Annotated in this window: 12 protein-coding genes and 1 pseudogene; 8 read left to right on the top strand and 5 right to left on the bottom strand. The window is 63.6% G+C overall.

Annotation, left to right across the window (positions count from 1 at the left end; genetic code table 11):
- Positions 1–120: 120 nt before the first annotated feature.
- The 4 genes and pseudogenes from AC1Q5B_RS19205 to AC1Q5B_RS19190 form a co-directional block, all read right to left on the bottom strand.
- Positions 121–279: pseudogene (locus AC1Q5B_RS19205) on the bottom strand (IS30 family transposase); the annotation flags it as partial.
- Positions 280–567: 288 nt separating this feature from the next.
- Positions 568–780: a substrate-binding domain-containing protein gene (locus AC1Q5B_RS19200; protein WP_492633072.1), complete on the bottom strand. Its 213-nt coding sequence runs from the start codon at positions 778–780 to the stop codon at positions 568–570.
- A gap of 509 nt (positions 781–1,289) precedes the next feature.
- Positions 1,290–5,078 carry a S8 family serine peptidase gene (locus tag AC1Q5B_RS19195; protein ID WP_492633041.1) on the bottom strand — a complete coding sequence of 1,263 codons (3,789 nt, stop codon included), beginning with the start codon at positions 5,076–5,078 and terminating at the stop codon, positions 1,290–1,292.
- 577 nt (positions 5,079–5,655) lie between these two features.
- The gene (locus AC1Q5B_RS19190; RefSeq protein WP_492633040.1) at positions 5,656–7,851 is read right to left on the bottom strand and encodes a S9 family peptidase; all 2,196 of its coding nucleotides are present in this window, start codon (positions 7,849–7,851) and stop codon (positions 5,656–5,658) included.
- Between the two features lie 214 nt (positions 7,852–8,065).
- Between AC1Q5B_RS19190 and AC1Q5B_RS19185 the strand changes: the two genes are divergently transcribed.
- From AC1Q5B_RS19185 to AC1Q5B_RS19155, 7 genes are all read left to right on the top strand, one after another.
- Positions 8,066–11,188, top strand: a complete 3,123-nt coding sequence (locus AC1Q5B_RS19185; protein WP_492633039.1) for a TonB-dependent receptor domain-containing protein — start codon at positions 8,066–8,068, stop codon at positions 11,186–11,188.
- Between the two features lie 314 nt (positions 11,189–11,502).
- On the top strand, positions 11,503–14,085 hold the full coding sequence (locus AC1Q5B_RS19180) for a S9 family peptidase (protein WP_492633038.1): 2,583 nt from the start codon (positions 11,503–11,505) through the stop codon (positions 14,083–14,085).
- 96 nt (positions 14,086–14,181) lie between these two features.
- Complete coding sequence (locus AC1Q5B_RS19175) at positions 14,182–14,754, top strand: RNA polymerase sigma factor (RefSeq protein WP_492633037.1); 573 nt, start codon at positions 14,182–14,184, stop codon at positions 14,752–14,754.
- A complete protein-coding gene (locus AC1Q5B_RS19170) occupies positions 14,751–15,812 on the top strand; it encodes a FecR family protein (protein WP_492633036.1) in 1,062 nt (353 codons plus the stop codon). The genes AC1Q5B_RS19175 and AC1Q5B_RS19170 overlap by 4 nt, the downstream gene beginning before the upstream one ends.
- A gap of 238 nt (positions 15,813–16,050) precedes the next feature.
- A complete protein-coding gene (locus AC1Q5B_RS19165) occupies positions 16,051–16,635 on the top strand; it encodes an RNA polymerase sigma factor (RefSeq protein WP_492633035.1) in 585 nt (194 codons plus the stop codon).
- An 18-nt stretch (positions 16,636–16,653) separates the two neighbouring features.
- Positions 16,654–17,685: a FecR family protein gene (locus AC1Q5B_RS19160; protein WP_492633034.1), complete on the top strand. Its 1,032-nt coding sequence runs from the start codon at positions 16,654–16,656 to the stop codon at positions 17,683–17,685.
- A 135-nt stretch (positions 17,686–17,820) separates the two neighbouring features.
- A complete protein-coding gene (locus tag AC1Q5B_RS19155; RefSeq protein WP_492633033.1) occupies positions 17,821–20,703 on the top strand; it encodes a TonB-dependent receptor domain-containing protein in 2,883 nt (960 codons plus the stop codon).
- 65 nt (positions 20,704–20,768) lie between these two features.
- Here the strand turns inward: AC1Q5B_RS19155 and AC1Q5B_RS19150 are convergent, their stop codons facing one another.
- Positions 20,769–20,891: a hypothetical protein gene (locus tag AC1Q5B_RS19150; RefSeq protein ID WP_492633032.1), complete on the bottom strand. Its 123-nt coding sequence runs from the start codon at positions 20,889–20,891 to the stop codon at positions 20,769–20,771.
- Between the two features lie 16 nt (positions 20,892–20,907).
- Here AC1Q5B_RS19150 and AC1Q5B_RS19145 point away from each other — a divergent pair, with 16 nt between their 5' ends.
- Positions 20,908–22,992 (top strand): S9 family peptidase, encoded by a 2,085-nt coding sequence (locus AC1Q5B_RS19145; RefSeq protein ID WP_492633031.1) that lies wholly within the window; start codon positions 20,908–20,910, stop codon positions 22,990–22,992.
- Positions 22,993–22,994: the final 2 nt, after the last annotated feature.

The following is a 22,994-nucleotide window of genomic DNA, read 5'->3' as shown; positions in this document are numbered from 1 at the left end:
GGCCGAGCGTCCTGCGTGGCGGTTCACCAGAGGTGGCTTGGCTTCCTCATGGCCGTACTGGTCGAGGGGATTGGCATGCTTATCGCGGGTGTGGATGCGTGGCAGCTATCGACCTTGGATTCAACCGATCGACGCAACAGTTTTCCGATATCGCTCTGCCGGTGTTTCGTAGCCCAGCGTCTTGCGTGGCCGTTCGTTGAGCTGGTGTGCCACGGCATCCAGCTTGGCCTGCGAGACGTCTGCCAGGCTGATGCCCTTCGGGAAGTACTGACGCAGTAGAAAAAGGCCTCGGTCTGGATTACGTCCTTACAATTCGTTCAAGCCGAGCCCGCTTCGCGGATCGGCATAACTCAGGCGTTAGCCCCCGCAGGAAGTTTGCATGGATGACCCGGCAACAATTGCACAGCTAGTGGCATTCAGTTCTGCCTGCTAGGCCGGTATCTCTGGTGTTGGGGCATGGAAACGCCAGTTCATTGGTAAGCGCAAGATTGAGCTCGCCGAGCAGGCTCTCGCGCAGTTCTTTGAAGTTCGAGATGGGAGCGGAACTCTGCTTCCAGCCGGATCGAGTTAACGAGCATGCTTCAGTTGCTCAGTGCTCGAACTGCGGACAAGGCAATTGCCACTAAGCACGATCTTGGTGATCGGCAATTTCGGCGCCTTCATGCGCGCCAGCAAGCAGCTGAAGGCCTGGCGGCCGATTTCCTCAGCGGGCTGTTCGATGACGGTAATGCCTGGCTCCGTCAGATGGGCGCGCTTACCGTCCGAGTCACGGGTAGCCATGTGCTCGAGGCCGACTTCAGTGCGCACGATGGGCGGGCAATGGATCGCGTCGGACATCGTGCCCCCGCCACCGCGGGCACGACGTCGCTGCAATGGGCGCAGGGGGCCTGGGCCGCGTCTGCCCATCTCCGGCACTTTTCGGGGTACGCGATCCATGACACTGCCGCCCCGTGTCCAACCGGAAACGTGGCGGCGAGGCATTGCCGCAATCCGTCAATCACGACGGTTGCGATCGGAGCTAGTTACGCCAGTCCATCAGGTTGGCGTGCATCGGCATTTGTCAACAACCTCACCGATCATCAGCCCGTGGACTACGACACGGCGCGATCGGGCTACAACCCGTCCTTGGATGAGCCGATCGGTCGCAGTTATCTTCTCCGGCTGGACTATCCGTTCTGATGTGAAGCCGGGCGAGCGTGAGCATCCCTGCCCACGACCTGGATCGCCGGAAAAAAAGGGCCGTGGCGCACGCCTGACTGGCGCCACGGCCCCAAATCACCCATGCGGGCTTAGAAGCGTGTGGACCACCTCAGATTGACGCCGTGGTCACGCGCCTCATCGGCGAACTGGCCGCGATACCCCAGCTCCAGCAGGCTATTGGGCGTCGGCCGCGCCGTTACCCCCAGATCGATCAGTTTCGCGTCGTCGGCGACGGGTGCACCATGGACGGTGAACGTATCGCCATCAGACAGCGCCGCATCGACCCACGGCACCAGCTCGCCCCCCGTTCGGCGATAGCCGATGCCGCCGCGCAGGCTGAGCCACGTCTGCGCCTGCTGCGAACCACGGAGATTGACGTCGAAGCGCAGCCCGCCCGTGCTCAGGTCGGCGCGTACGTCACGAGTATGTCCTTCGAGGGCCGCCAAGCCGCCAGCCTCGACGAACCTGTCGGAGCTCACGCGAACTTGCGCGAACTGCACATAAGGCTCGATGCCTCCACGCTCGCCCCCGAAACGGTAGCCCGCCTCGACGAAGCCCTGGCGCGTTGTCGCGTCATAGCGGGCATGCAGCGTCTCCTCCAATCCCGGATAGGCGACGGGTCGACGCACGTCCAGTTCGTGGCTTCCGAGGAGCCACCCTGCACGCAGACCAAAGCCGCCATGCCCGTACCCCAGATAGACGCCGCCATAGGTGGTGTCGAGGTCGGTACGCGCGTGCTGACGCGCTGGCGCGACCAGATCCGCCTCCCCGATACCTCCCATGATGCCGAGCACGAGGCCGTTGTCGAAGACGCGATCGATACCGAGCAGGGTATTGTTGCCGTTGTACTCACTGCCAGCGGCATTCCCGTCGCTCCCGATCCGGCCTCCGCTGCGCTGCAGCTCGATCCATGCGCCAGAGCGCTTGTCGGGATCGCCCTGCGAGGACAGGACGTCATTCGCCGCACCTGCGCGTGCGAGGGCGGCAGCCCGGACATGGCGTCCGCTATCGATCAGCACGGATTGTGCCGTCGCGTGGACATCGCCACTGAGCAGATCCACTGCCGGCATGGCTTGTTCGGGAAACAATTGCACCAGCGTGCCCAGCAGTGCGTCACTGTCCGAGAGCGAGTCGACCCCCCCACCGGTTACCCGCTGGTTGTGGGTGGTGCCGAAGGACGCGAAGGATGCGCCACGTGCGACATCCAAGGTGACATCCGAGGCCGTATACAACAATGAGAGCTTGAGGAAGGGCGTGATCTGGGTGGTATCGAGGGCCTCGAACTGCCCACTCAGGCCCCCGGTAGCCGTCAGGAAGCGATAGTCCTGTCCCAGGGTGTAAACGCCTGGCCCGCGCTGCGCTACGACGGTGCCGCCCGCGAGGGTGGCCGTTCCTGTGACAGCGAGCTGATCGACCTGGTCGGGAGGGGTCATCTCCACCTCAAAGAACGAGCCAGCTTCCTGGACATAATTGCCATCCACCGTAAGTGTCCCGATCGAGCGGCCGGGCGCAACGGTGCCACCCGTAGCGATTGTGGTGTTGCCAACGGTACCGATGCCGCCCAGGCGACCCCCACGCCCGACAAGCGTCTGGCCGCCACGCTGGACGCCATCCATATAGGCTCGGGCCTCAAGGCCGTCCGTGCCCCCGATAAAGAGGTTGGTGCCGTTGAGCGAGCCTTCTGTCGTTATCGTCGCGATGCCGCTGTTGACACGCAAGGCGTTGCCTTCCAGTGATCCTGAGAGTGAAAGCGCGCCGCCTTCGATCACGCCGTCATGACCCTCTCCGTAGGCGTTCATACCCGTCAGTGACAGCAGGCCATCGTGCACGACAAAGCCGTCGAACGTATTGTCTCCGCTCAACATCAGGATGCCTTGGCCACGTTTGATCAGTGCGCCACGGTCTGTCTCGCGCCCGGTCATCACTAGCGCGTTAGTGATGTCGTTGGACCAGACGTCTTCGGTCCCTTCTGGCAGCGTCACATCAAAATCGCCAAGAAACGCGCCCGGACCTTGAAGAGCGGCTTCCAGATTGACCCGCCCCCAGCCATAGACGGAATCGGTGCCCGCTTGGCCGAGATCCGTCGCGGTGGTCAGCAACGTGTCCCGAACCTGGGGAGCGGTCATATAGCCAAAGCGCTCAGCGACCAATGCCAACGCGCCGGTCACGTGGGGGGCAGCCATCGAGGTGCCGGTCTTCAAGCCGTAGCCGCCCGTGGTGGATCCCATGCCCGCGATCGCCTCGAGAAACGCGGACTGGAATGCCGTCACCAATCCATCGCTATCGCGGTAGATCGGAAAAAGATTGCCCTGCAAAGCCAAGGCGTCGCTCACTTGGTCGATGAGAAAGAAAGGATCATCCCGGTAAAGCCTTAGGAGGTCCTGCGTGTCGCTGGCGTAGGGAGACATGTCGAAATGATGCAGACTGCCTGCAACGTGCGAAATGCGCCTGAGTACGTCATCGACCAAGGCGGCTACGGTCTCTGCATCCGCCTCCTGCATATCAATCAAGCGCTCATGCAACCCGGACACGCCGTTGCGCAGGCTTCTTACATAGGCCTCAACCGCTATGATCTCAGCGAGGATCTCTCTTTGCGTCGGCGGATCCTGAGCATTCATGGCTTCGATCCGCACAGCTTCGTAGGTATCGGAGAGATGTCGATCGATCACGGTCGAATTGATATCGGTACCTGGCGCGGAAATGCACCAATAGCGCGTCGTCCCACAGTAATTCGAGCTGGCATCTGGTGCGCCTTGCGAAGTGAGGTTCACCACTGACAGCCAGTTGGATTCGATTTCAGGAAACAGCACCGGCGCCGACGCATACGCGCCCGCATGAGGACGGATACCCGTGAAGGTGGTGTTGCCTGCGGCAAATACGTGAACCATGCCGGCTTCAATGGATGCATCGATGCCCGCTTCCTCAATCCAGCCCTCGAGACCACGATATGTACGACGGACCTGCTCTTCAGAGGCGGTATGGGGAAGTGCGTTACTGCTGTATCCCCAGCTATGGTTTACGAATCGAACGCCATTCTCTGTGAATGCGGCGATAGCGGATGGAACGGCATCGAATTGCGTACCTCGAACCCCTGTGAATCCATCTTTCGCCAGGTAATGCGTCGCCGAGTAAAGCGATGCGCCGAAAGCAACGCCATGCATTCCGACGCCGTTCCGGTTGGCGACCATGGTTCCGGCGACGTGGGTGCCATGGTCCGAGTAACCGGAGTAGCCAATCAAGGGGCGCCCGTCAAATGCACCGACTTCTCGGGCGAAGGGATCTTCGGGGAGTTGGATGCCGCCCAACGTAGTGAGCAGGTGCAGCTTGTCGGCGCCAGCAAACTCCGGGTGGCGATCGTCGACACCACTGTCGAGAATGCCAAGGCGAACACCGGCTCCCGTCAGCCCCCGCGCATAGGCATACTCGGCATTCATTTCGTCCAAGCCCCAATCGGCCAGAAATTCGGCATTTTCACGCCACGTGGTCGCTGCCGCTTCAAGGTCATCCGTTCTCGTCCCATCCGCGTTGAGGTAGGCGCCCGCCGACTCTGTGTTCGCCACGTGCACTTGCGAGGGGCTTGGCGTGACGGCAATTCTGCCTTCCGTGCTCTGCCAGACCTTGCGCGTAACAGCCGTCACCTCGCTGGGCAGGGGAGGCAGATCAACGCGCGAAGCGGGAGAAGCAAGACGCCGAGCAGTCGATGACCGGAATGCCGATTCGACTGCAGCGGCCACGTCTTCGACCCGCGATGAACTCGCGTCGGTGGCGGCAGCGGACGTGGCAGCAACACATAAGGCCAAACCGATGGCCAGTGACAATGGCGCGCGCGCCGTGAATGGGGAACGGCTTGAAGAAGAACGAGAGCGGCGTGACGACATGGAATACCTCGCTGGCAGTGAATCGGAGACACGGTCGGTGTCCCAACGAGCCAGCGGTGTTTCCTCCCTACCGCTGAACGACGCGCCGGATCTGGATGCGCTCGTGGTAGGGAAGGGCTACTCCATAACGTTCTTGTCAGATCGCCAGTGAAAACAGTGTCCGTCGTGCCCGGGACATCCGGCCCTACCTGGCCATGACGCGGGGGCGTTGGTGTCCATCCTTTCGGGCTCGCCTTTCATGCGAGTAACTTTCCAAACAGTTCTTCATGGACGCCGGTCAACAACCTCTTATCTGGAGGAGTAGCAGCTACCGCTCCCAATCGCGTCCGTATCCGACCGTGTATTGGTGGCGATAATGTCGCTCAACCGCGAGCAGGTCGATGTGGCGTCGCAGGAGGCTTTGCGATGGGACGGGTACTCGCGGCCCAGGTTCGGAATAGATACCTAACCAAAGCTGCTGTTCGTCTATGTCCGCTTATGAATCCGCGACCCGAAGCTGGCATCGGAGCATAGAAAGCGCGGCTTCATCGAAATGCTATCGCCATGCCAACTGACGCGGCCGCCATCGCTGACAGTGTCATGGAGCGCATGTGTGGGGTTTGTAGGGGAGATCGCCCTTGCCCAGAAGCCAATAGTCGAACCAGGCCAGATCGCGGTCAACGTAATCCTTCAGTGTTTCTCCGTCTCCGATGCCATGCCCTTCCTCGGGGTGGAGGATCATCTCGACGGGCTTGCAGTGGGCATGAAGGTAGGTGAAGTACTCCAGTCCGGACACGAAGAACTGGCTCGGCATCGGCGGTTGGTCCCGGAGCCCGAAGCGCAGTAGCACCGGCGTGTTCACCTTCCTGGGATCCGACGTCGGGAAGGGTGCATCCAGCAGGTGATCTTTCACGAACCCGGCATGGAGCCAGTAATTGGTGAGCAGGTTCCCGCGGTAGGCGACGGCGCTGGATATCCGCGTATCGATGACCGGGTCGTGCGCAGACGCCGCCTTGAACATGTCGGTCTGGGTGACGGCGAACGCGGTCACCCAGCCGCCGTAGCTCGCGCCGGCGATGCCGAGGCGCTCGGGATCGGCATGGCCACGACGGACCATCTCCTGCACGCCGGCGATCAGGTCGTGGCGTGTCGGGTACTCCCATCCCTCCAGCAGCGCTTCCTGGTGAGCCTTCCCGTAACCTGGATCGCCACGCGGATTGACCATGAGCACCAGGTAGCCGCGCGACAGATAGAGCTCCGGCGCGATCTGGTGCGCGCCATCGAAATGCAGCGCATCGAACGTGTTGTGAAAGGCGACGCCCGGGCCGCCATGCACCAGCAATATCAGCGGGTAACGTTTGCCCTCGACGTAGTCCGCGGGCTTGAGCAGCCACCCTCCTATGTCGAAGCGGTCGTCGCCGCTCCGCCACTGCACGGTCTCTACGCTCGATACCGCGAATGCGCCGGTGACGGCGTCGCCGAAATGCGTAAGCCTGGAGGGCTGCGCGGCGGGATCGGCGAGATCGAGCAGATAGACGTCATTCGGCGTGTTGGCATCGCCACGGACCAGCGCCATCGTGCGACCATCGGAGCTGATGCTGAAGGCGGGAACGCTGGTGCCTGCTGGCGTGAGATCCCGCCAGCGCGCATGCCCTTGCTGCGAGGGACGGAATGCCTTGATGCGGTTGGATCCACGATCGAACCACTGGAAGTACAGCGTGCCTCCTGACGTGCTCGATCCCGCATCGGGCGCCCACACGAAAGGCGCCGAGCGGCCCACGTAGATGTCGAGCTCGCCCAGCGGTTTCGGGGCATGCGCACCGGCGCGGATTTCCGAAAGGATCAAGGGTTGGGCTTCCCATGTCTGCCGGAACCGCGACGGCTCGGGGGAGCCGACGCTGCCTTTTGCAGGAACAAGGAATCGTCCTGACCCTGCCGTGAGCAGGGGCATGCGGGATGTCTCGATCTTGATCGATTCGCTATGGAGGCGCTGCGTCTTTCCATCGTACCGATGGATGACGCGGCCGTTCACGAACGCCATGCCGCCGAACGGATTGGGGGGCGTTGCGGTGATCCAGAGATCGCCGGAGGGTTGCCATTGCAGCGCGCCCGCCTCGTCGAGCAGCAACTCGCTGCGCATCAGTTCTTTCCGGCTGCCTTCCGCCAAGTCCAGGACGACGACACGTCGTTGCGCCGACCACGGGCGGGCGAGGGCGTCGTCATAGAGGGAAGAGCGCGTCGCCACGATCCGCTTGTCCTCCAGCGTCTTGGGGGTTGCCGCTTCCTTGTCCTCGCTGGCGGCCGGCACGGCAAGCGGGCTTTGCCCGCTGCAGACGACGACGATCCCGCGTGCGTCGGGCGCCCATATCGCGACGCCGGCCGTTTCGCCATCGGCACACGGCTGCACGCGCTGCGATCGCCAATCCCCCAGGTGCAGGACGGCGAGCGCATTGGTCTTCTCACGGGACACCCGGTAGAGCAGGTGCTTTCCGTCGGGCGACCACGCGGGCTGTTGCACCGACGCGGTGGGGTCATCGCCTTCGACGCGCCGTGGCGCTCCTCCGTTGCGGGGAACGATCCATAGCGAGCCGATGCGGGCGTGGTAAGCCTCCCGTTTCCGCCGCTCGGTCACCACGGCGACGCGTTCGGCATCCGGCGATATCTTCGCGTCGACCACCTGATCCAGGCGGAACAGGTCGTCATAGGCGAAGGCGCGCGGCGGCGCCGCTTGTGCCGGCATGGCTGCCATCGCGATCCATGGCGCGACCAAGAGCCAGCCCTGGATGGTCCGCATCGGAATCCGCATCGTTTCCCCTCGGTGTGTCTGTCCAGACACTAGGGCGCACGTCGGCGACGACACCCTACCGGCGCGATTCGGTGCATCAGCACCTTTGGGGTGCATCGAAAACCTGCTTCCTGCAGCGCGCGGGATGGAGGTAGGGTGTATCCGTGGTTGTGCGCCAGAGGGAGTTGAGCAGCGTCGCTGCGATTCTGGGGAAAGACACGACATGTATGTGAAACGAATCATCGATGGCCGTCGAACGCTGCTCGCCCTCGCGATCGGCTGTTGCATGCAGGCGGCGCTCGCGCAGAGCCTGGACACACAGCGGCAGTACGACCTGCCTGCCGGTCGTCTGGTGGATGCGCTGAACGTACTCAGCGAACAGAGCGGCCTGCAGATCGTCTACGACGACAAGATCCTGTCGAACAAGCAGGCCGATTCCGTGCGCGGCGTCATGACGGCCGAGCAGGCTTTGCGCAGCCTGCTGCGTTCGCGCGGCCTGCTGTTCGAACTGGTGAGTGAGCGCACGGTGCGTATCCGACCGGCCAGTCCCGGACCGAGCAAGACGCGGCCTGCTGAAGCGGCGCCGCCATCGCCCGAGCAGCCGGTCACCATGGCGGAGGTGCTGGTCCAGGGCAGCCGCTCCTTGAATGCCGACATCCAGCGCAGCGTCGACGATCCGCAGCCTTACGTGGTCTTCGACCGATCGGAGATCGAGCGTGCCGGCGCGATCAACCTCAACGATTTCCTGCTCAAGCGACTCAGTGCCAATACCTATGCCACCACGGCCAGCCAGTCGGGCGAGATCATGGGCGACCGCAGCGGCATCAACCTGCGCGGGCTGGGCGAGGGACAAACCCTGGTCCTGGTGGATGGCCGCCGGCTATCTGGCGTCAGCAGCGGATTCAGTACCGGCCAGCCGAATCTCAACGGCATCCCGTTGGCGGCGGTGGAGCGCATCGAAGTGCTGCCGACCACGGCGTCGGCGATCTATGGTGGCTCGGCCACTGGCGGCGTGATCAACGTGGTATTGCGGCGTGGCTACGAGGGGGGCGAGGTCGCGATCAGCCACGACAATAGTTTCGATACCGACTCCTCGATTAACCGCGTCGATCTGAGCTATGGGTTCTCGCTGGCGGGAGGACGCACAAGCGTGATGTTGGGTGGCAGCTTTTCGGAGGCGAATTCACTACGCAACCGCGATCGCGATTTCTATACGCGCGGCATGGAACACATCCTGGCGAACAACCCGGACTTCATCGGCGTATCCGGCATGCGTCCCGGCGCTACGCCGAACTTGCGCAGTACCAATGGCCAGGATCTGGTGCTGGACGATGGTACGCCGCTGGGGGCCACCTTCACCCATCTTCCCGCTGGATACTTGGGTCCGTCCTCTGACGGCGGTGCGGCACTCGTTGCGAACGCGGGCCGGATCAACACGGCGCCCAGTGCCGCGGGTGGCATCACGGGTGGCGCCGGTGAATACGGTGCCGCGCCTCGCAACCAAAGTCTCTCGGCATCGATACGCCACAGCTTCAACGATCGTCTCGATGGCTTCCTGGACCTGTCCTACAACGAGACGAAGTCGCGCAGTACCGGTGGCACGAACGGGTACATCACGCTGGCGGCGAATGACGCACGCAACCCGTTCCTGCAACCGATCCAGATCATCGTGCCGCTCGGCATGTTCAATGCGATCAATGAGCATGAGAACACCACCGATCGCGCGAGTGCCGGCCTGATCGCGCGGTTGGGTGGTGATTGGGCGGGCTCGGTGGATTACACCTGGTCGCGTTCCAGCGTCGGCTACCTGCTGCGCCCGGGCTACTTCAATACGCCTGGCCTGCTGGCCGCCGGTTATAACCCGCTGGTCGATCACGTCACGCTGGGGTCGTTTGATTTCACGCCTTACATGATGGGTGAATTCAATGGCATTGGCGTGCCGATCGAGATTCATAGCCGCAACCCGACGATGCGTGTCGGTGGTCCGCTGTGGACCCTGCCAGCGGGCGCCGTCACGGCCTCGTTCCTGCTGGAGCGGCAGATGACCGATTACAGCGGCGGGGCCCAACGCAACTATCCTGACACCGCGATGGAAGTGACGGCGCTGTTCCCGCCACGCTCGCAGGATGTGCGCAGCGCCTATGCCGAACTCCGTATGCCGCTGTTCGGTGAGCGCAATGGGCGCCCCGGGCTGCGTGGGCTGGAGTTGCAGCTCGCGGCCCGCTACGACGATTACCGCAGCACCAGCGGCAACTACGCCATCTGGTACCCGGGCACCTCTCCGCAGCGGCCCGACTTCGTCCTGGTCGACAATACCGCCTCGGAAACCACCGGCCTGTTCGGTCTGAAGTACGCGCCGTTCGCATCGCTCACCTTCCGTGCCAGCCATGGCACCGGCTTCGTGCCGCCGGACGTGACCCAGCTCGGCGCGCCAGGCACGCAGCAGGAGTATTACTCGCTAACGCCGGACCCGCGACGCGGCAACACCAGCGCGGCGGTACCGGCGATCTATGTCTCGGGCAGCAACCCGAACCTCGATCCAGAGCAGTCCAAGACCACCTCGTTCGGCGTGATCGTCACGCCCACCTCGGTGCCCAACCTGCGGGTGTCGCTGGACTACACCCGGCTGCGGAAGACCGACAACATCACCACGATCAGCGAAGCCCTGCTGCTCCAGTACGAGAACCTGTTCCCCGACCGCATCCAGCGGGGTCCCAACCTGCCGACGGATCAGCCGGGCTGGGCCGGGCCGATCACGTTCATCGATACCAGCCGGATCAACGCCGCCTCGGCGCGCATGGACAACCTCGACATGCAGTTGCAGTACGGCATCGACTTCGACTCCGGCGCGCATCTGCAGATCTGGGGCAACGGCACCTGGACGCTGAAGGCCGAACAGCAACTCTTGCCTGGACGGACGCCGACACAGCTCCGCGACATCAGCGCGTCCTATGGCCGTTCGATCCCGCTCAACTTCCGTGGGTTCTACGGCGTTGACTACGAACGCAATGGTTGGGGCCTCGGCTGGACCGTGCGCCACTACAGCTCTTATCTGGTCGCAAACCCGGCGTTGGCCAGCAGCGCGCCGATGCTTGCCGCACAGGGCAATGGTGGTCGCGTCCCGCGCCAGATGTTCCATGACCTGTCCTTGCGTTGGCGGCCGACCAGCCTGAGCGAGGGCGGGGGCTGGCGCGGCCTCCTCGGCAACCTCGAGATCAATGGTGGAATCCGCAATGTCTTCGACACCGAGCCCGAGGTCGACCTGTCGAGCGATTACACCCACTACAGCTATCTGGGCGATGCCAGGATGAGGAGCTACTACATCCAGCTCAGACACATGTTCTGATAGAGGTGCGCAGGTCTCAGGCCGGGCACGGGTTCGGCCTGACGTGCCGCATGCAGTTGCGGCAAACCACAGCCGAGTCACTGTCGTCCGTGACGAAGCCTGAGTGCTGCATCGCCGGCACGTCCATGCTCCCGCGCCTTTCGAATTGACAAGGTACCTTGCCTGCCGATCAAGCGCTGGCGGGACTGCGTTCCGGGCAGTGGGGGCGGCATCGCCGTTCATTGCATCCGAGCAGGTGAGGCGTGCCATTGGTCATGGTCGGGGAGCGCCCTCCAGATCCGACTTATCTGGAAATCCCCCTGCATGGAGACACCATGAAGCCTCTAGTTCTGATCCTGTGTGCTGCTGCGATGTTGTCTTCCCGCGCGCAGGCGAATGAAGCGCCCAAGCGGATCTTCACGCCCGAGCTGATGTTGCAGAACGAGGATCTCGGTGAGGTGCGCTTCACCGCCGATGGGCGTCACGCCATCTTCGAGAAGCACGCGCCGTATCGCGAGAAGCGCGGCTATGACCGCGAGCGCGACTGGGGGCGCAGTCTGTCGGTCCTGGTCGTCGCCGATCTTGCCAGCGGCAAAGTGCGCGAAATCCGCAATGCGCCCGAGGACCGCACCTGGTACCTGGGGAGTTCGCCACAGGGCACGCGCATCGCCTTCGGTTGGTTCGATGATGGCGTGCAGAAGATCGGCGTCTACGATCTTGAACGGGGCACGGAACGGCGGCTTGACGTGAGTAGCAGCACGCTGTCGTTCCCGGTGATGTGGACCTCGGAGTCGAGTTTCGTGCTGCTGTCGATGTCGCCGGATCTGCAGGATCGGATGATGGCTTTCGATGGCTACTCGCAACGGCGAGTGTCTGCGTTCTCACGCATGACCTGGGACGGTGAGACTTCAGTCAAGGCGGTGGGCAGTGGACGCTATCGCTCGAAACCCAATGAAACCGCGATCGATCTGGTGCGTGTTGATGCGCTCAGCGGTAAGTCAGAACGGATCGACCAGGGCACGATCGACTACAGCCCGACGCCGTCTCCCGTCGGTGGACGCATCGCCTACCTGCGCAAGACTGGCTCGGTCGACCTTGCCGGGGTCAAGGTCGGTGCCGTGTTCGGCCTGGAGGCCATCGAACAACTCACGGTCTACGACCCGGCGGCTGGCCGGCGGGTAATCGCGATGTGCGAGGGGTGCTCGGTCAACGCCGGCTCGATGCGCTGGTCGCCCGATGGAAACCAGTTGTTCTTCAGCACGCGCCGACTGGTCGGCGATACGTTCGAGTACGCGTACTCCATCCATGACATCGCCGCCGACCGTACCACCGCGATCGTGCTCGAAGACGTCGCGCTGACGCCGGAGGAGATGAATGCCCGCCCGTTCACTCCGGTGCTCTGGGTGGATGACGCGCATCTCGCTGTCCGGACCAAAAACACGGCGGCCGGCCAGTTCGATGACCAGGACTACCGTTGGCATCTGTTGACGCGAGAGGGTAAGCGGGTACGCGAACTCACCGCCGGCCTGCCACGCAAGGAGGACAAAGCGGCGTTCAGGTCACCGATCGCGGTGCGCGACGGCAGGCTGCTGTTCGTCAACAAGGGCGATCTGTGGGACGTGCCGTTGCAGGGTGCGGCGCGCAACCTCAGCGAGGCAGCGGGTATGCAGTTCGAGTCCTGGTGTGCGGGCTATGCGCCCTGGCGTGCGGTCAACCCCAGGTGTGACGCGCTGGGTGCCGACAATGTGTTGCCGGCCATTGACCGCAATGCTCTGGCGCAGGGAAAAATCGCGCTGCGGATCATGGTTGGCGAGGTGTTCAGCGGTGAGTTCGCCATGCTGGACCTGGCGACGGGCCAGGTCCAGCGCATCGCCAGACCTGACGCTGACAGTGTCGCACTCGAAGCCACGGCGCTGGGCAACGCGGCGCTGTTCCAGCGCAAGTCGAACGAAGGCGACCAGTTGCTGCTGGTGGCGTCTGGCAAGGCGGCGGTCGAGCTGCACGGCTTCAATCGCCACTTGGCGGGTGTTACCCAGGCCGATCCGGTGTTGCTGACCAGGCGTGAGGCGGGCGAGGACGAGGATCGCAATGACTGGCTGCTGCTGCCGCCGGGTCACGCGCCGGGAAAGCGCTACCCGCTACTGGTGTATTTCTATCCCGACACCCGTTACGGCAAGGAGCTCAAGCGCGACGATCTGCGCGAGATATCGTTCCTCAACAAGAATATCCCCGCTGCCCGCGGCTACGCGGTGCTGATGGCGAGCATGAAGATCTCCGACTACGGCAAGGCCGAAGGCAACCCGATGCGCGAGATGCATGAGCAACTCATCCGCGCGGCGGAGAATGCTGTGGCCCAAGGCTACGTGGATCCGACCCGCTGGGCGATCATGGGCCATTCCTATGGCGGCTATGGCACCAACAGCGTGATTACCCAGACTGACCGCTTCAAGGCGGCGATCTCGCTGGCAGGTCCATCCAACCTGACCAGCGGATACGGTTTCGGGATGAATGCCGACAAGGCCTATGCAGTTCCCGAGGGCCTGCATTTCGGCGCGTTGTGGTCGGAGAAGGGGCAGGGGCGGATGGGCACCACCCCTTGGGAAGATCCTGCCCGTTACGTCGCCAACAGTCCGGTGTTCTCATCCGGCCGGATCACGGTGCCGCTGATGTTGATCCATGGCGATCTCGACTTCGTCAATGTCAATGAGGCCGAACAGCTGTTCTCCGCGTTGCACCGCCAGGGCAAGGATGTCCAGCTCGTCCGTTACTGGGGTGAGGGACACATCATCGCCTCGCCAGGCAACATCGCCGACATGTGGGAGCGCATCTTCACGTTCCTCGAGCAGGCGCCCGGCATGTCCGGCAAGGATCCCGTGGCGGGCCACACCCCTGTCAGCGCGGCGCCTGCGTCTCCCTGACGCCTTCCCGACAGGCGGTCGCCATGGGAAGGTAGGGTGCGCCCTCCCCCTCACGCCTTATCCCCGGGGAGGAGCCGGAATCGGGGATCGACGGGCATGGCGGACGGACAGGTGAACCTGGAGATGTGCGCAGACGGCACGCGCGCCCGACCGGAGGACATCGAGCAGGACATGGAGGCATGGCTGAAACAACTTCGGCCGGCCCTCACGGCTTTCCTGCGCCGGAAGCTGCAGGATCCCGTCGATCTGCACGATGCGCTGCAGGAAACCAGCCTGCGCGCATGGTCGTACGCGGCGCGGTGCGAAGTGCGTGCGCCGGTCTCGATCTGCTTCCGCATCGCTGAGAACGTGGCCATCGATTTCGCGCGGGCGAACCGCCGTTCGCCGCCGGCAGGCCCGCAGGAGGACGTGGAGCTGTTGGCGACCGAGGAGCCCGGCCCGGAGCGTTCCGCGACCGCGACGCAGACGCTGGAACTGGTCAAGCGAGTGATCGGTGGCCTGCCGCCGGGCTGCCGGCACGTGTTCCTGCTCAGCCGCAGCAGCGGCCTGAGCAACCCGGAAATCGCACGGCGCTGCGGCGTGTCGATCAAGCTGGTGGAGAAGCAGATAAGCCGTGCGTTGCGAGAACTGCGGCAGCAGTCGAAGGAATGGGAGGGAGAGTCACCATGATAGGGACAGGTATCGGCGAGCGACAGCGGATCCAGATCGATTCGCAGGCCCGCGAGTGGCAGCTGAAGCTCCAGCGTGGCGACATGCAGGCGGACGAACTGGAGCAGTTCGGCCAATGGATGGCGATCCCCGCTCACTCGCACGCATACGCCGACTGCGAGTGGAGTAGCGCCTGCGTCAGGGCGCTGGACGACCGGCCCGATGCCCAGTGGGCCAGCTGGAAGGATGACGCGATGGAGCGTGCGACGTCCGGCGCACCCAAGGTGGAGCCGCTGGCGAACTGGAGTGATCTGGTCTTCGCCACGACGCCTCGGGATCGCCGCGGTACCACGGAGGGTTATCTCAAGCCGATCGTCGCCGCCGCGGCATGCCTTGCCCTGATGAGTTTCGGGCTCGCATGGCACCGTCCCGCGGTGACCGATGCGATCCACTACCAGGCCGGCGATGCCACGCGCGAAGTCCTGCTTCCGGACGGCACGCGCCTGACCCTGGATGCGGGCACCGGCGTCGACTACGTGCGGCGCGGCGACACGCGTCGCCTGCTGCTGCCCACCGGGCGCGTCTATCTCAACGTCGCCAAGGACCCGGATCATGCGCGCTTCATCGTCCAGAGTGGCAACGTCGAGACAGTGGTGCTGGGCACGCGCTTCCAGGTGAGCCAGGTGGCGGAGCGGACCGAGGTCGTGCTGGAAGAAGGGAAGGTGCGAATGCAGCGGCCGGGTACCTCCCGCTATGCCACGCTCGCACCCGGCGAACGCGGCTGGTGGGCGGAAGATGCCCAGGCGTTCCGCACGGCGGCGGCGACGCCGTCGTCGGCGATGGCATGGACGCGCGGCCGTCTGATGTTCGAGAACACGTTGCTGGCAGATGCCATCAACGAGGTCAATCGTTATTCCCCGCGACTGAAGATCGAAATGGCCGATCCCCGCGCGGCCCGCCTGACGGTCAGCGGCAGTTATGTAGCGGGTGATCCTGAACTGGTCGTGGCGGCCTGGGAGGCCACCCTGCCGGTCAAAGCGCACCACGAAGGCAACAGGATCCTGATCGGTCTCCGCTGACGAAACAGGCATCGATCGGCGGCGCAGCGCGTCGCCGACCAGCGCCAAAGACGCACCAGAGCGCGGGCACCCTACCGCCATCCATACAGATTCATCGTGTCTGCGCGGTGGCGCGAATCCGGTTGGAAATTTCTTTCGTTCGAGCGCGATTTTCCCCTGTCTTCAACTTGTCATCGCCAAGTGGAAGTGAGAAATTTGCGTTAACTCCGCCCCTGCCCGCGAGTTGCGAACAAGCTCCATGACGAACGGCCCCCACATTGCCGGTCAGGAACTTTTGCTCGATCCCCAGGATCCTGTGGATGGCGCCTGCATGGAGCCGGCGCAGAGTTTCGATACGTTCTTCACGGAGCATCGGCGTGCGCTTTCGGCATTCCTGCGCCGCCGCACGCCGACCGAAGATGACGTCCAGGAGATCGTGCAGGAAAGCTACATGCGCATCCTGCATTACGGCTACGACGACTCCAGGCCTGCCGTCGTCTGGAAGTCGCTGCTCTATCGGATCGCGGCGAACCTTGCGGTGAGCCGCCTGCGTTCCGATCTGTCCCGCAACGTGGCAGGACAACACTCGCTGGACGACGTGGAACTGGTGTCGGACGCGCCATCGCAGGAAAGGACGGTGCTGGCGCAGCAGGAGCTGGACCTGATCCGGGAGGTGATCGGCGGACTGTCGCCGAAGTGCCGGAAGGTCTTCCTGCTCAGTCGGACGCACGGCAAGACCTACCCCGAGATCGCCCAGATCTGCGGCATCTCGGTGAAAATGGTCGAAAAGTACATCTCGCAGGTGCTGGCCGCCCTGCGGGTCGCAGTAGGGGAGTGCGCCTGAGGGGCGTCTTACATGGACATGTCTACTCGTAATACAGCCAGGGAACAGGCCGAGGTGTGGTTCGCACGCCTGATGGCACCGGATTGTTCCGCCTTGGAGCGCGCCGACTTCGAAAAGTGGCGCACCGGCGCGCCGCAGCATGCGGAGGCGTTCGCGGCGACCGAATCGTTGTGGCAGAAGCTGGACGGTCTTGAGGACGATGAGGTCATCGGCGCCTACGCCCGCGAGGCGCTGGAACCGGTGAAGGATCCGATGGCCGATTGGACCGCCGCCGTGCAGCATCGGCGCGCCCGTCCGCCCGCCCGCACGCCGTCGCGGAAGCGGGCGTTTCCGTTTGCGATGGTGGCCAGTGTCGTCCTGTGTACGTTCGGCGTGGGTATGGCGATGCGTCTCTGGCCCGATCCGCAGCAGCTCTACGAAACCGGAGCACAACCGCAGACGGTCGTGCTGAAGGACGGTTCGCGCGTGCAGATGGATCTGGCCACGCAGGTAGAGGTCAAGCTGGGCAGCAGCAGGCGCGAACTGCGGTTGCTGCGTGGGCGCGCGATCTTCGAGGTGTCGCACGATGCCAGGCGCCCGTTCGTGGTCGATGCTGCGGGAGGGCGGATCACCGCGCTCGGCACGCGTTTCCAGGTGGACGAGCAGACGCGCGGCAATGTCCTGGTGACGCTGGTGGAAGGGTCGATCGCGCTGCAGAACGTCTCCCGGCGAGCGCCCGATACGGCGGCATTGCGTCTGGTGGCGGGCCAGCAGGCCCGGTATTCATCGACACGCGACGCGTGGATGCGGGAGACCGGCAATGTCATGTCGGCGATCGGATGGTCGGAAGGCTTCCATGTCTTCAGTGCCACGCCGCTCGCGGAGGCCGTGGAGGAAATCAACAAGTATTCCGCGGTGAAGATCCGCCTGGCCGATCCTTCGCTGGATCGATTGGTTCTGAGCGGAAACTTCAAGGTGGGCAACGCGCGAGACATTGCGGTCGCGCTGCCGGTCGTGCTCCCGGTGCAGGTCAGGAATGCGGAGCAGGAAATCGTCGTAGAAAAAAGGTAGGGGTCATCCCGGTTAGGGCGTCTCAGGTTGATGACAGTTCGATGGCAGCTCGCTTCGAACTCACCACAGCCACAAGGATTAACGCCAATGACGGGGATTTCGGGGTGCAACACAGCACTGCGCGTTTTCAAGCGCGTGTGTCTGGCTTCAATGATCACGCTGGCGATCGCCGGCAACGCACTCGCGCAGAGCGGATCCGAGCTGCGCGAATACGACATTCCGTCCGGGAGCCTGGTCGAGGCCGTGAACGGCATCAGCCAGAAGAGTGGCGTGCAGGTCGTCTACGACATCGAGTTGCTGCGGGGCAAGAACGTCGGCACGGTGAAGGGACAACTGTCGACGCGGCAGGCACTGGACAAGGCGCTGGCCGGGACCGGCCTGACCTACGAATTCCTGAATCCGAACACGGTAGTGCTCAAGAAAGGCACGCCGCCGCCCGCGACGCGCACGCGCACCGAACCCGCGCCTGCGAGAGAACCCGCCGGTAGCTCGCGATCGGCTGATCCGGCCACCAATCTGGACACGATGCGCGTCACCGGTTCGCGACTCAAGCGTAGCGAATTCGAAGGCGCATCGCCCGTGGTCCGTATCGATCGCGCGGAGATCGAGCGCACCGGCGTCTCCACCGTGCGCGAACTGATGAATGCGATTCCGCAGGCGGCGGTGGCCATGGACGAATCGGGCAACAACAGCTGGCTGGGTTCGGCCACCGTGCAGCTGCGCGGACTGAGCTACGGCTCGACGCTGATCCTGATCAACGGACGCCGCGTCAACGCTTCCGGTGCTCAGGCCTCGCGCAATTTCTTCGATCTCAATACGATCCCGCTGGAGGCGATCGAGCGCGTCGAGGTTCTCACCGACACGGCATCGGCGATCTATGGCGGCGATGCCATCGGCGGTGCCATCAATTTCATCCTGCGCAGCGACTACGACGGTGCGGTGGCAAGGACGCGCTACGGCACGTCCTACAAGGGCGATGCGACGGAAAAGTCGGCTTCGTTCCTGTTGGGTGGATCAGGGGACAGGTTCGAAGGCACGCTGGTGTTCGAATACTTCACCCGCGATGCCCTGCGCATGCTGGATCGCGATGCGACCTCGACCTGGGACTTCCGTGCGATGGGAGGCTCCGACGGACGTTCCGTCAACAGCTTTCCCGGCAATATCTTCGCGCTGCCCGGCACTGGAAACCTGCCGGGACTCAACAACACCTTCGCGGGCGTTCCCGCCGGCACCAACGGCATCGGCCTGACGCCTGCGGATTTCGCCGCCACCGACGGCGTCCTCAACTACTCCGACGTGTCCCCATGGGGCGTACTGGCGCCCAGCACCACACGGACCGGCGTCATGGGCAGTGGGCGTTACCATCTCGACAACGGCGTCACGTTCTACGGTGAACTGATGCACACCCGCATCAAGCAATTGATCGAAATAGGCGCGGATTCGGTCTATGGCGGCGACTTCGGCTTTGTGGTGGTCCCTGCGACCAATCCGTTCAATCCGTTCGGGGTGGATGTCGGGGTGAACTACCGATTCGTCGACCTGGGGCCGCGTCAGGACGACTCGACCACCAACTTCACCCGTCTGGTCGTCGGTGCGGAAGGGACGGTGGCCGGACTGGACTGGGACGTGAGCCTGCTGTCGGACAAGGACGAGAACACCACCATCGAACGGAACTTCATCGACATCGACCGGGTCCGCGACTATCTGAACATGACCGATCCCGCGGTCGCCCTGAACGTGTTCGCCAGCGTGCCGGGCAGCAACAGCCAGGCGACCCTGGACGCGATCCGCCTGAAGGACACGTATTCGCAGAGCACCGGCGCAACGATGCTGGAAGGTTCGCTGTCCGGCGGCTGGGACGTGTTCGGTACCCGCCTGTTGTACTCGTTCGGTGCGGCGGGCCGGCGCGAGTCGCTCACGTGGGATACGTCGACGACGCTGATCGATGAGCGCCGCGAGATCAATTCGGCCTACTTCGAAGCGTCGCTGCCGTTCACGCGCGAAGGAGGGAAGCGGCTGGAGTTCAACGTGGCCGGCCGCTACGACGATTACAACGACATGGGCTCCTCGTTCAATCCGCAGTTCGGCGCTGTCTGGAAGCCCGCGGACTGGTTGCTGCTGCGGGCATCGGCGGGCACGGCGTTCAAGGCGCCTTCGCTGTACGACATGCACGCGCCCTTGACGATCTATCCGTCCGCATTCCTGACCGATCCGTTGCGTAACGATGAGTCGGTGGAGATCGAGATGCGCTATGGCGGCAACCCGAACGTGAAGCCTGAAGAGGGCGAATCGATCACAGCGGGGTTCATCGTCGAACCGCAATCGATCCCCGGCCTCTCGTTCGGCGCCAGCCTGTTCCGCATGGAGCAGACCGATTTCATCACGCGCTTCTACGACTACGACGTGATTCTTTCCAATCCGGATCTGTTCGGCGATCTCATCCATCGCGCCGCCCCGACCGCCGCGGATACGGCCGCAGGGCTTCCCGGCCGTTTGCTCCGCCTGGATCTGACCACGCTCAACTTCGGCCAGGTGAAGGTGGAAGGTATCGACTTCGAGGCGGCGTACGCCTTCGAGACCCAGGGCTGGGGCAACTTCATCTGGACCCTGAAGGGCAGCTACGTGGACAGCTATGAGGTCCTGCTCAGTCCCGGCGCGTCGCCGACCGAAGAGGTCGGCCATGCGAACCGTGCCGGGTATCCGGTGAAGCTCAAGGGCAATACCGGCCTGCAGTGGGTTAAGGATGGGTGGAGCGCCAGCGTGTTGGCGCGGTACCTGCACGGCTACCTGGACTACGACGCCATCCGGCACATGCCATCGCAATGGTGGTACGACGTGCAGGCGGGCTACGACTTCGGCAGGGCCGGTGGCAGTCTCGATGGCTTGAGCATCAGTGTCGGTGCGATCAATGCATCGAACAACCAGGGAAAGTTCTCCAACAACTTCTCCGGATACGATTTCCAGCAAGCGGATGTGCGCGGTCGCTATTTCTACGCGAGCGTGAAGTACAAGTTCTGACGTCCTGTCCGCCGCGCGGTTCAAGCGCGGGCAGACGATCCCAACGACCTGAGGCTTCCCTGCTTTCATCGGCGGGCCGCCATCGGCTTGACTGAAACATGCGACTGCGAGGCAAGAATGTCTTGTTCGATACGTTCATTGGTGTTGTTCTCGTTGTTTGCACTGGCATCGCCGTTGGCGTCGGCCACGGCATCGCCGCCAGCATTGGCCGCCGAATCGGACGTGCTTGTTATCGCTCAGGCGCCGGGATTCTTCAGCCCGGTGCTGTCGGCGGATGGAAGGTGGTTGGCTTATCTGCGGCGCAGTACCACGCTCACGGAAAACGGTTATCGGTATGCCGCTGTCGTCCGGCGCTCGGACGGCAGCGGTGCCGAGCGCGTCCTTGAAGAAGGAAAGGTTGTCAGCAGTCCATTCGGAGGCGGCTTCCTGGCGTGGTCGCCGGTTCGAGAGGAACTCGCCTTCAGCGTCCCAGGGGGCGGGGAGACGTCGATCTACTCGCCCGCGACGCAGGCAAGCAGACGGTTGAAGTTGCCTGCGTCGGCGCGAAGAATCTTCGACGTCGGCACCCATGGCTTCAAATGGTCGCCAGATGGCAGACGCATTGCGTTCACCGCACCGGACCCGGAGGCGACGGCCCTCGCTGAAACAGCATCGGATCCGAACGTCGGCATGGAGCTGGATGAAACGTGGGATCCGGTGCGCGCAGCGGGCACGCAGAATGCGCTGGGTTCGGTCCCTTACCAGCCCGCGTTGCTGTGGGTGATGGATTTGCAGGACAGCAAGATGCAGCCCCTGACTAACAAGGCGCTGGATGTGATGGCGTATGCGTGGGCGCCGGACGGGCGTCGCCTGGTGTTCTCTGCGGGCAGCGACTTCGGCTGGACGCGCACGGGACTTGGCGCCGACCTTTACATCGCCGACAGTACAGATGGCAGCATCAGCGCATTACCGGCGCAGCGAGGCGGTGGCATGGATCCGGTCTGGTCGCCGGATGGAAAATGGATCGCGTTCACGTCGCAGAAAGCGTTCACGACGGACGCCACCCCCCGCAATCTGCGTCAGAACCGGAGTCTGTACCGGATAAGGGCCGACGGGAACGAGGCCGCTGTCGATTTGCTGGAGGACGCACGAAAGCGCCAGTTGCTGCCGGTGTACGTGCGTAATCTTGCATGGTCGGCCGACAGTCGCGATCTGTACTTCGAAGGCGGATCGGAATTGCGTTCGGGCGCCTTTCGCGTTCGAACGGAAGGTCCGTCGGTTTCCGCGGATACGCCGCGCGACGTGCTTGCCGAGTACGGCGCGTGCAGTCGCAACGGCAAGGGCATGACCGCCTGCGTGCGGCAGTCGCCCACCCGGGCGCCCGAGGTCGTGGTCCGCGACCGGTCGGGTGGCGACTGGCGCACGATCGAGCGCTGGGACGGAGACCGGATCTTCGATGGCTTGTCCAGCGAGATCGTGCAATGGCGCAGTGCAGACGATCAATGGGACGTGCACGGCATCCTGATCAAGCCGCCCGGCTTTGATGCGACGCGCAAGTATCCTTTGATGGTCTACGTGGAAGGCGGTCCGCAGATGGTGCATGCCGAATTCGGCATCACCACGCAGTATCCATTGCTGGCCTGGGCGCGACGCGGCTATCTGGTGCTGGCGCCGAACACACGCGGAAGATCGGGCTACGGTCCGGGGTTCGACGCCGCGATCGCCGACGAGAAGAGCCAGCACATCGGTCCGCATGGCGACATCGTTTCGGGCGTGGACGCGCTGGTGAAACAGGGCATCGTGGATCCGGAGCGTCTGGGGATCACCGGCTTCAGCTACGGTTTCGGACTCGGGTTGGAGACCATCGCGCAGACGCAGCGCTTCCGCGCCGCCTCGCTAGGCGACGGCGTGGTAGAGATGCTGAGCATCGCCTACAGCCAGGCGGCGATGCCGTGGTACCAAGACCTCCTGCGCGACCTGGCAGGCATCGATTCCATGACGACGTCCGGCGGTGTCCAAAGCCTGCTGCGCGAGTCCTCGCTCATGCGCATCCGCAATGTAAGGACGCCTGTGCTGGCCGAGTTCGGCGGCACCCACGGTATTGCCGCGACCCAAGGACGGATGCTGATGCACGCGTTGCGCCTTCAGGGCGTGCCCGTGGAGCTGATCGCGTATCCGCGTACAGGCCATGGCATCACCGAGCCCCTGCTGCGGATCGACAGCATGCGCAGGAATCTGGAGTGGTTCGACTACTGGGTGGAAGGCAAGGGAACGCCCCGCATGACCGAGCGCTATGGAGCAAAGCAATGATC

Source organism: Pseudoxanthomonas sp. GW835-FHT14C01 (assembly GCF_058793715.1).
Note: the sequence above shows the minus strand (reverse complement) of the source record. Positions and strands in the feature narration are given on the sequence as shown.

Excerpts from the sequence above, each read along its gene's own strand:
- AC1Q5B_RS19200 (WP_492633072.1), bottom strand. The coding sequence starts at position 780 with ATGGCTACCCGTGACTCGGACGGTAAGCGCGCCCATCTGACGGAGCCA.
- AC1Q5B_RS19195 (WP_492633041.1), bottom strand. The coding sequence starts at position 5,078 with ATGTCGTCACGCCGCTCTCGTTCTTCTTCAAGCCGTTCCCCATTCACG.
- AC1Q5B_RS19190 (WP_492633040.1), bottom strand. The coding sequence starts at position 7,851 with ATGCGGACCATCCAGGGCTGGCTCTTGGTCGCGCCATGGATCGCGATG.
- AC1Q5B_RS19185 (WP_492633039.1), top strand. The coding sequence starts at position 8,066 with ATGTATGTGAAACGAATCATCGATGGCCGTCGAACGCTGCTCGCCCTC.
- AC1Q5B_RS19180 (WP_492633038.1), top strand. The coding sequence starts at position 11,503 with ATGAAGCCTCTAGTTCTGATCCTGTGTGCTGCTGCGATGTTGTCTTCC.
- AC1Q5B_RS19175 (WP_492633037.1), top strand. The coding sequence starts at position 14,182 with ATGGCGGACGGACAGGTGAACCTGGAGATGTGCGCAGACGGCACGCGC.
- AC1Q5B_RS19170 (WP_492633036.1), top strand. The coding sequence starts at position 14,751 with ATGATAGGGACAGGTATCGGCGAGCGACAGCGGATCCAGATCGATTCG.
- AC1Q5B_RS19165 (WP_492633035.1), top strand. The coding sequence starts at position 16,051 with ATGACGAACGGCCCCCACATTGCCGGTCAGGAACTTTTGCTCGATCCC.
- AC1Q5B_RS19160 (WP_492633034.1), top strand. The coding sequence starts at position 16,654 with ATGTCTACTCGTAATACAGCCAGGGAACAGGCCGAGGTGTGGTTCGCA.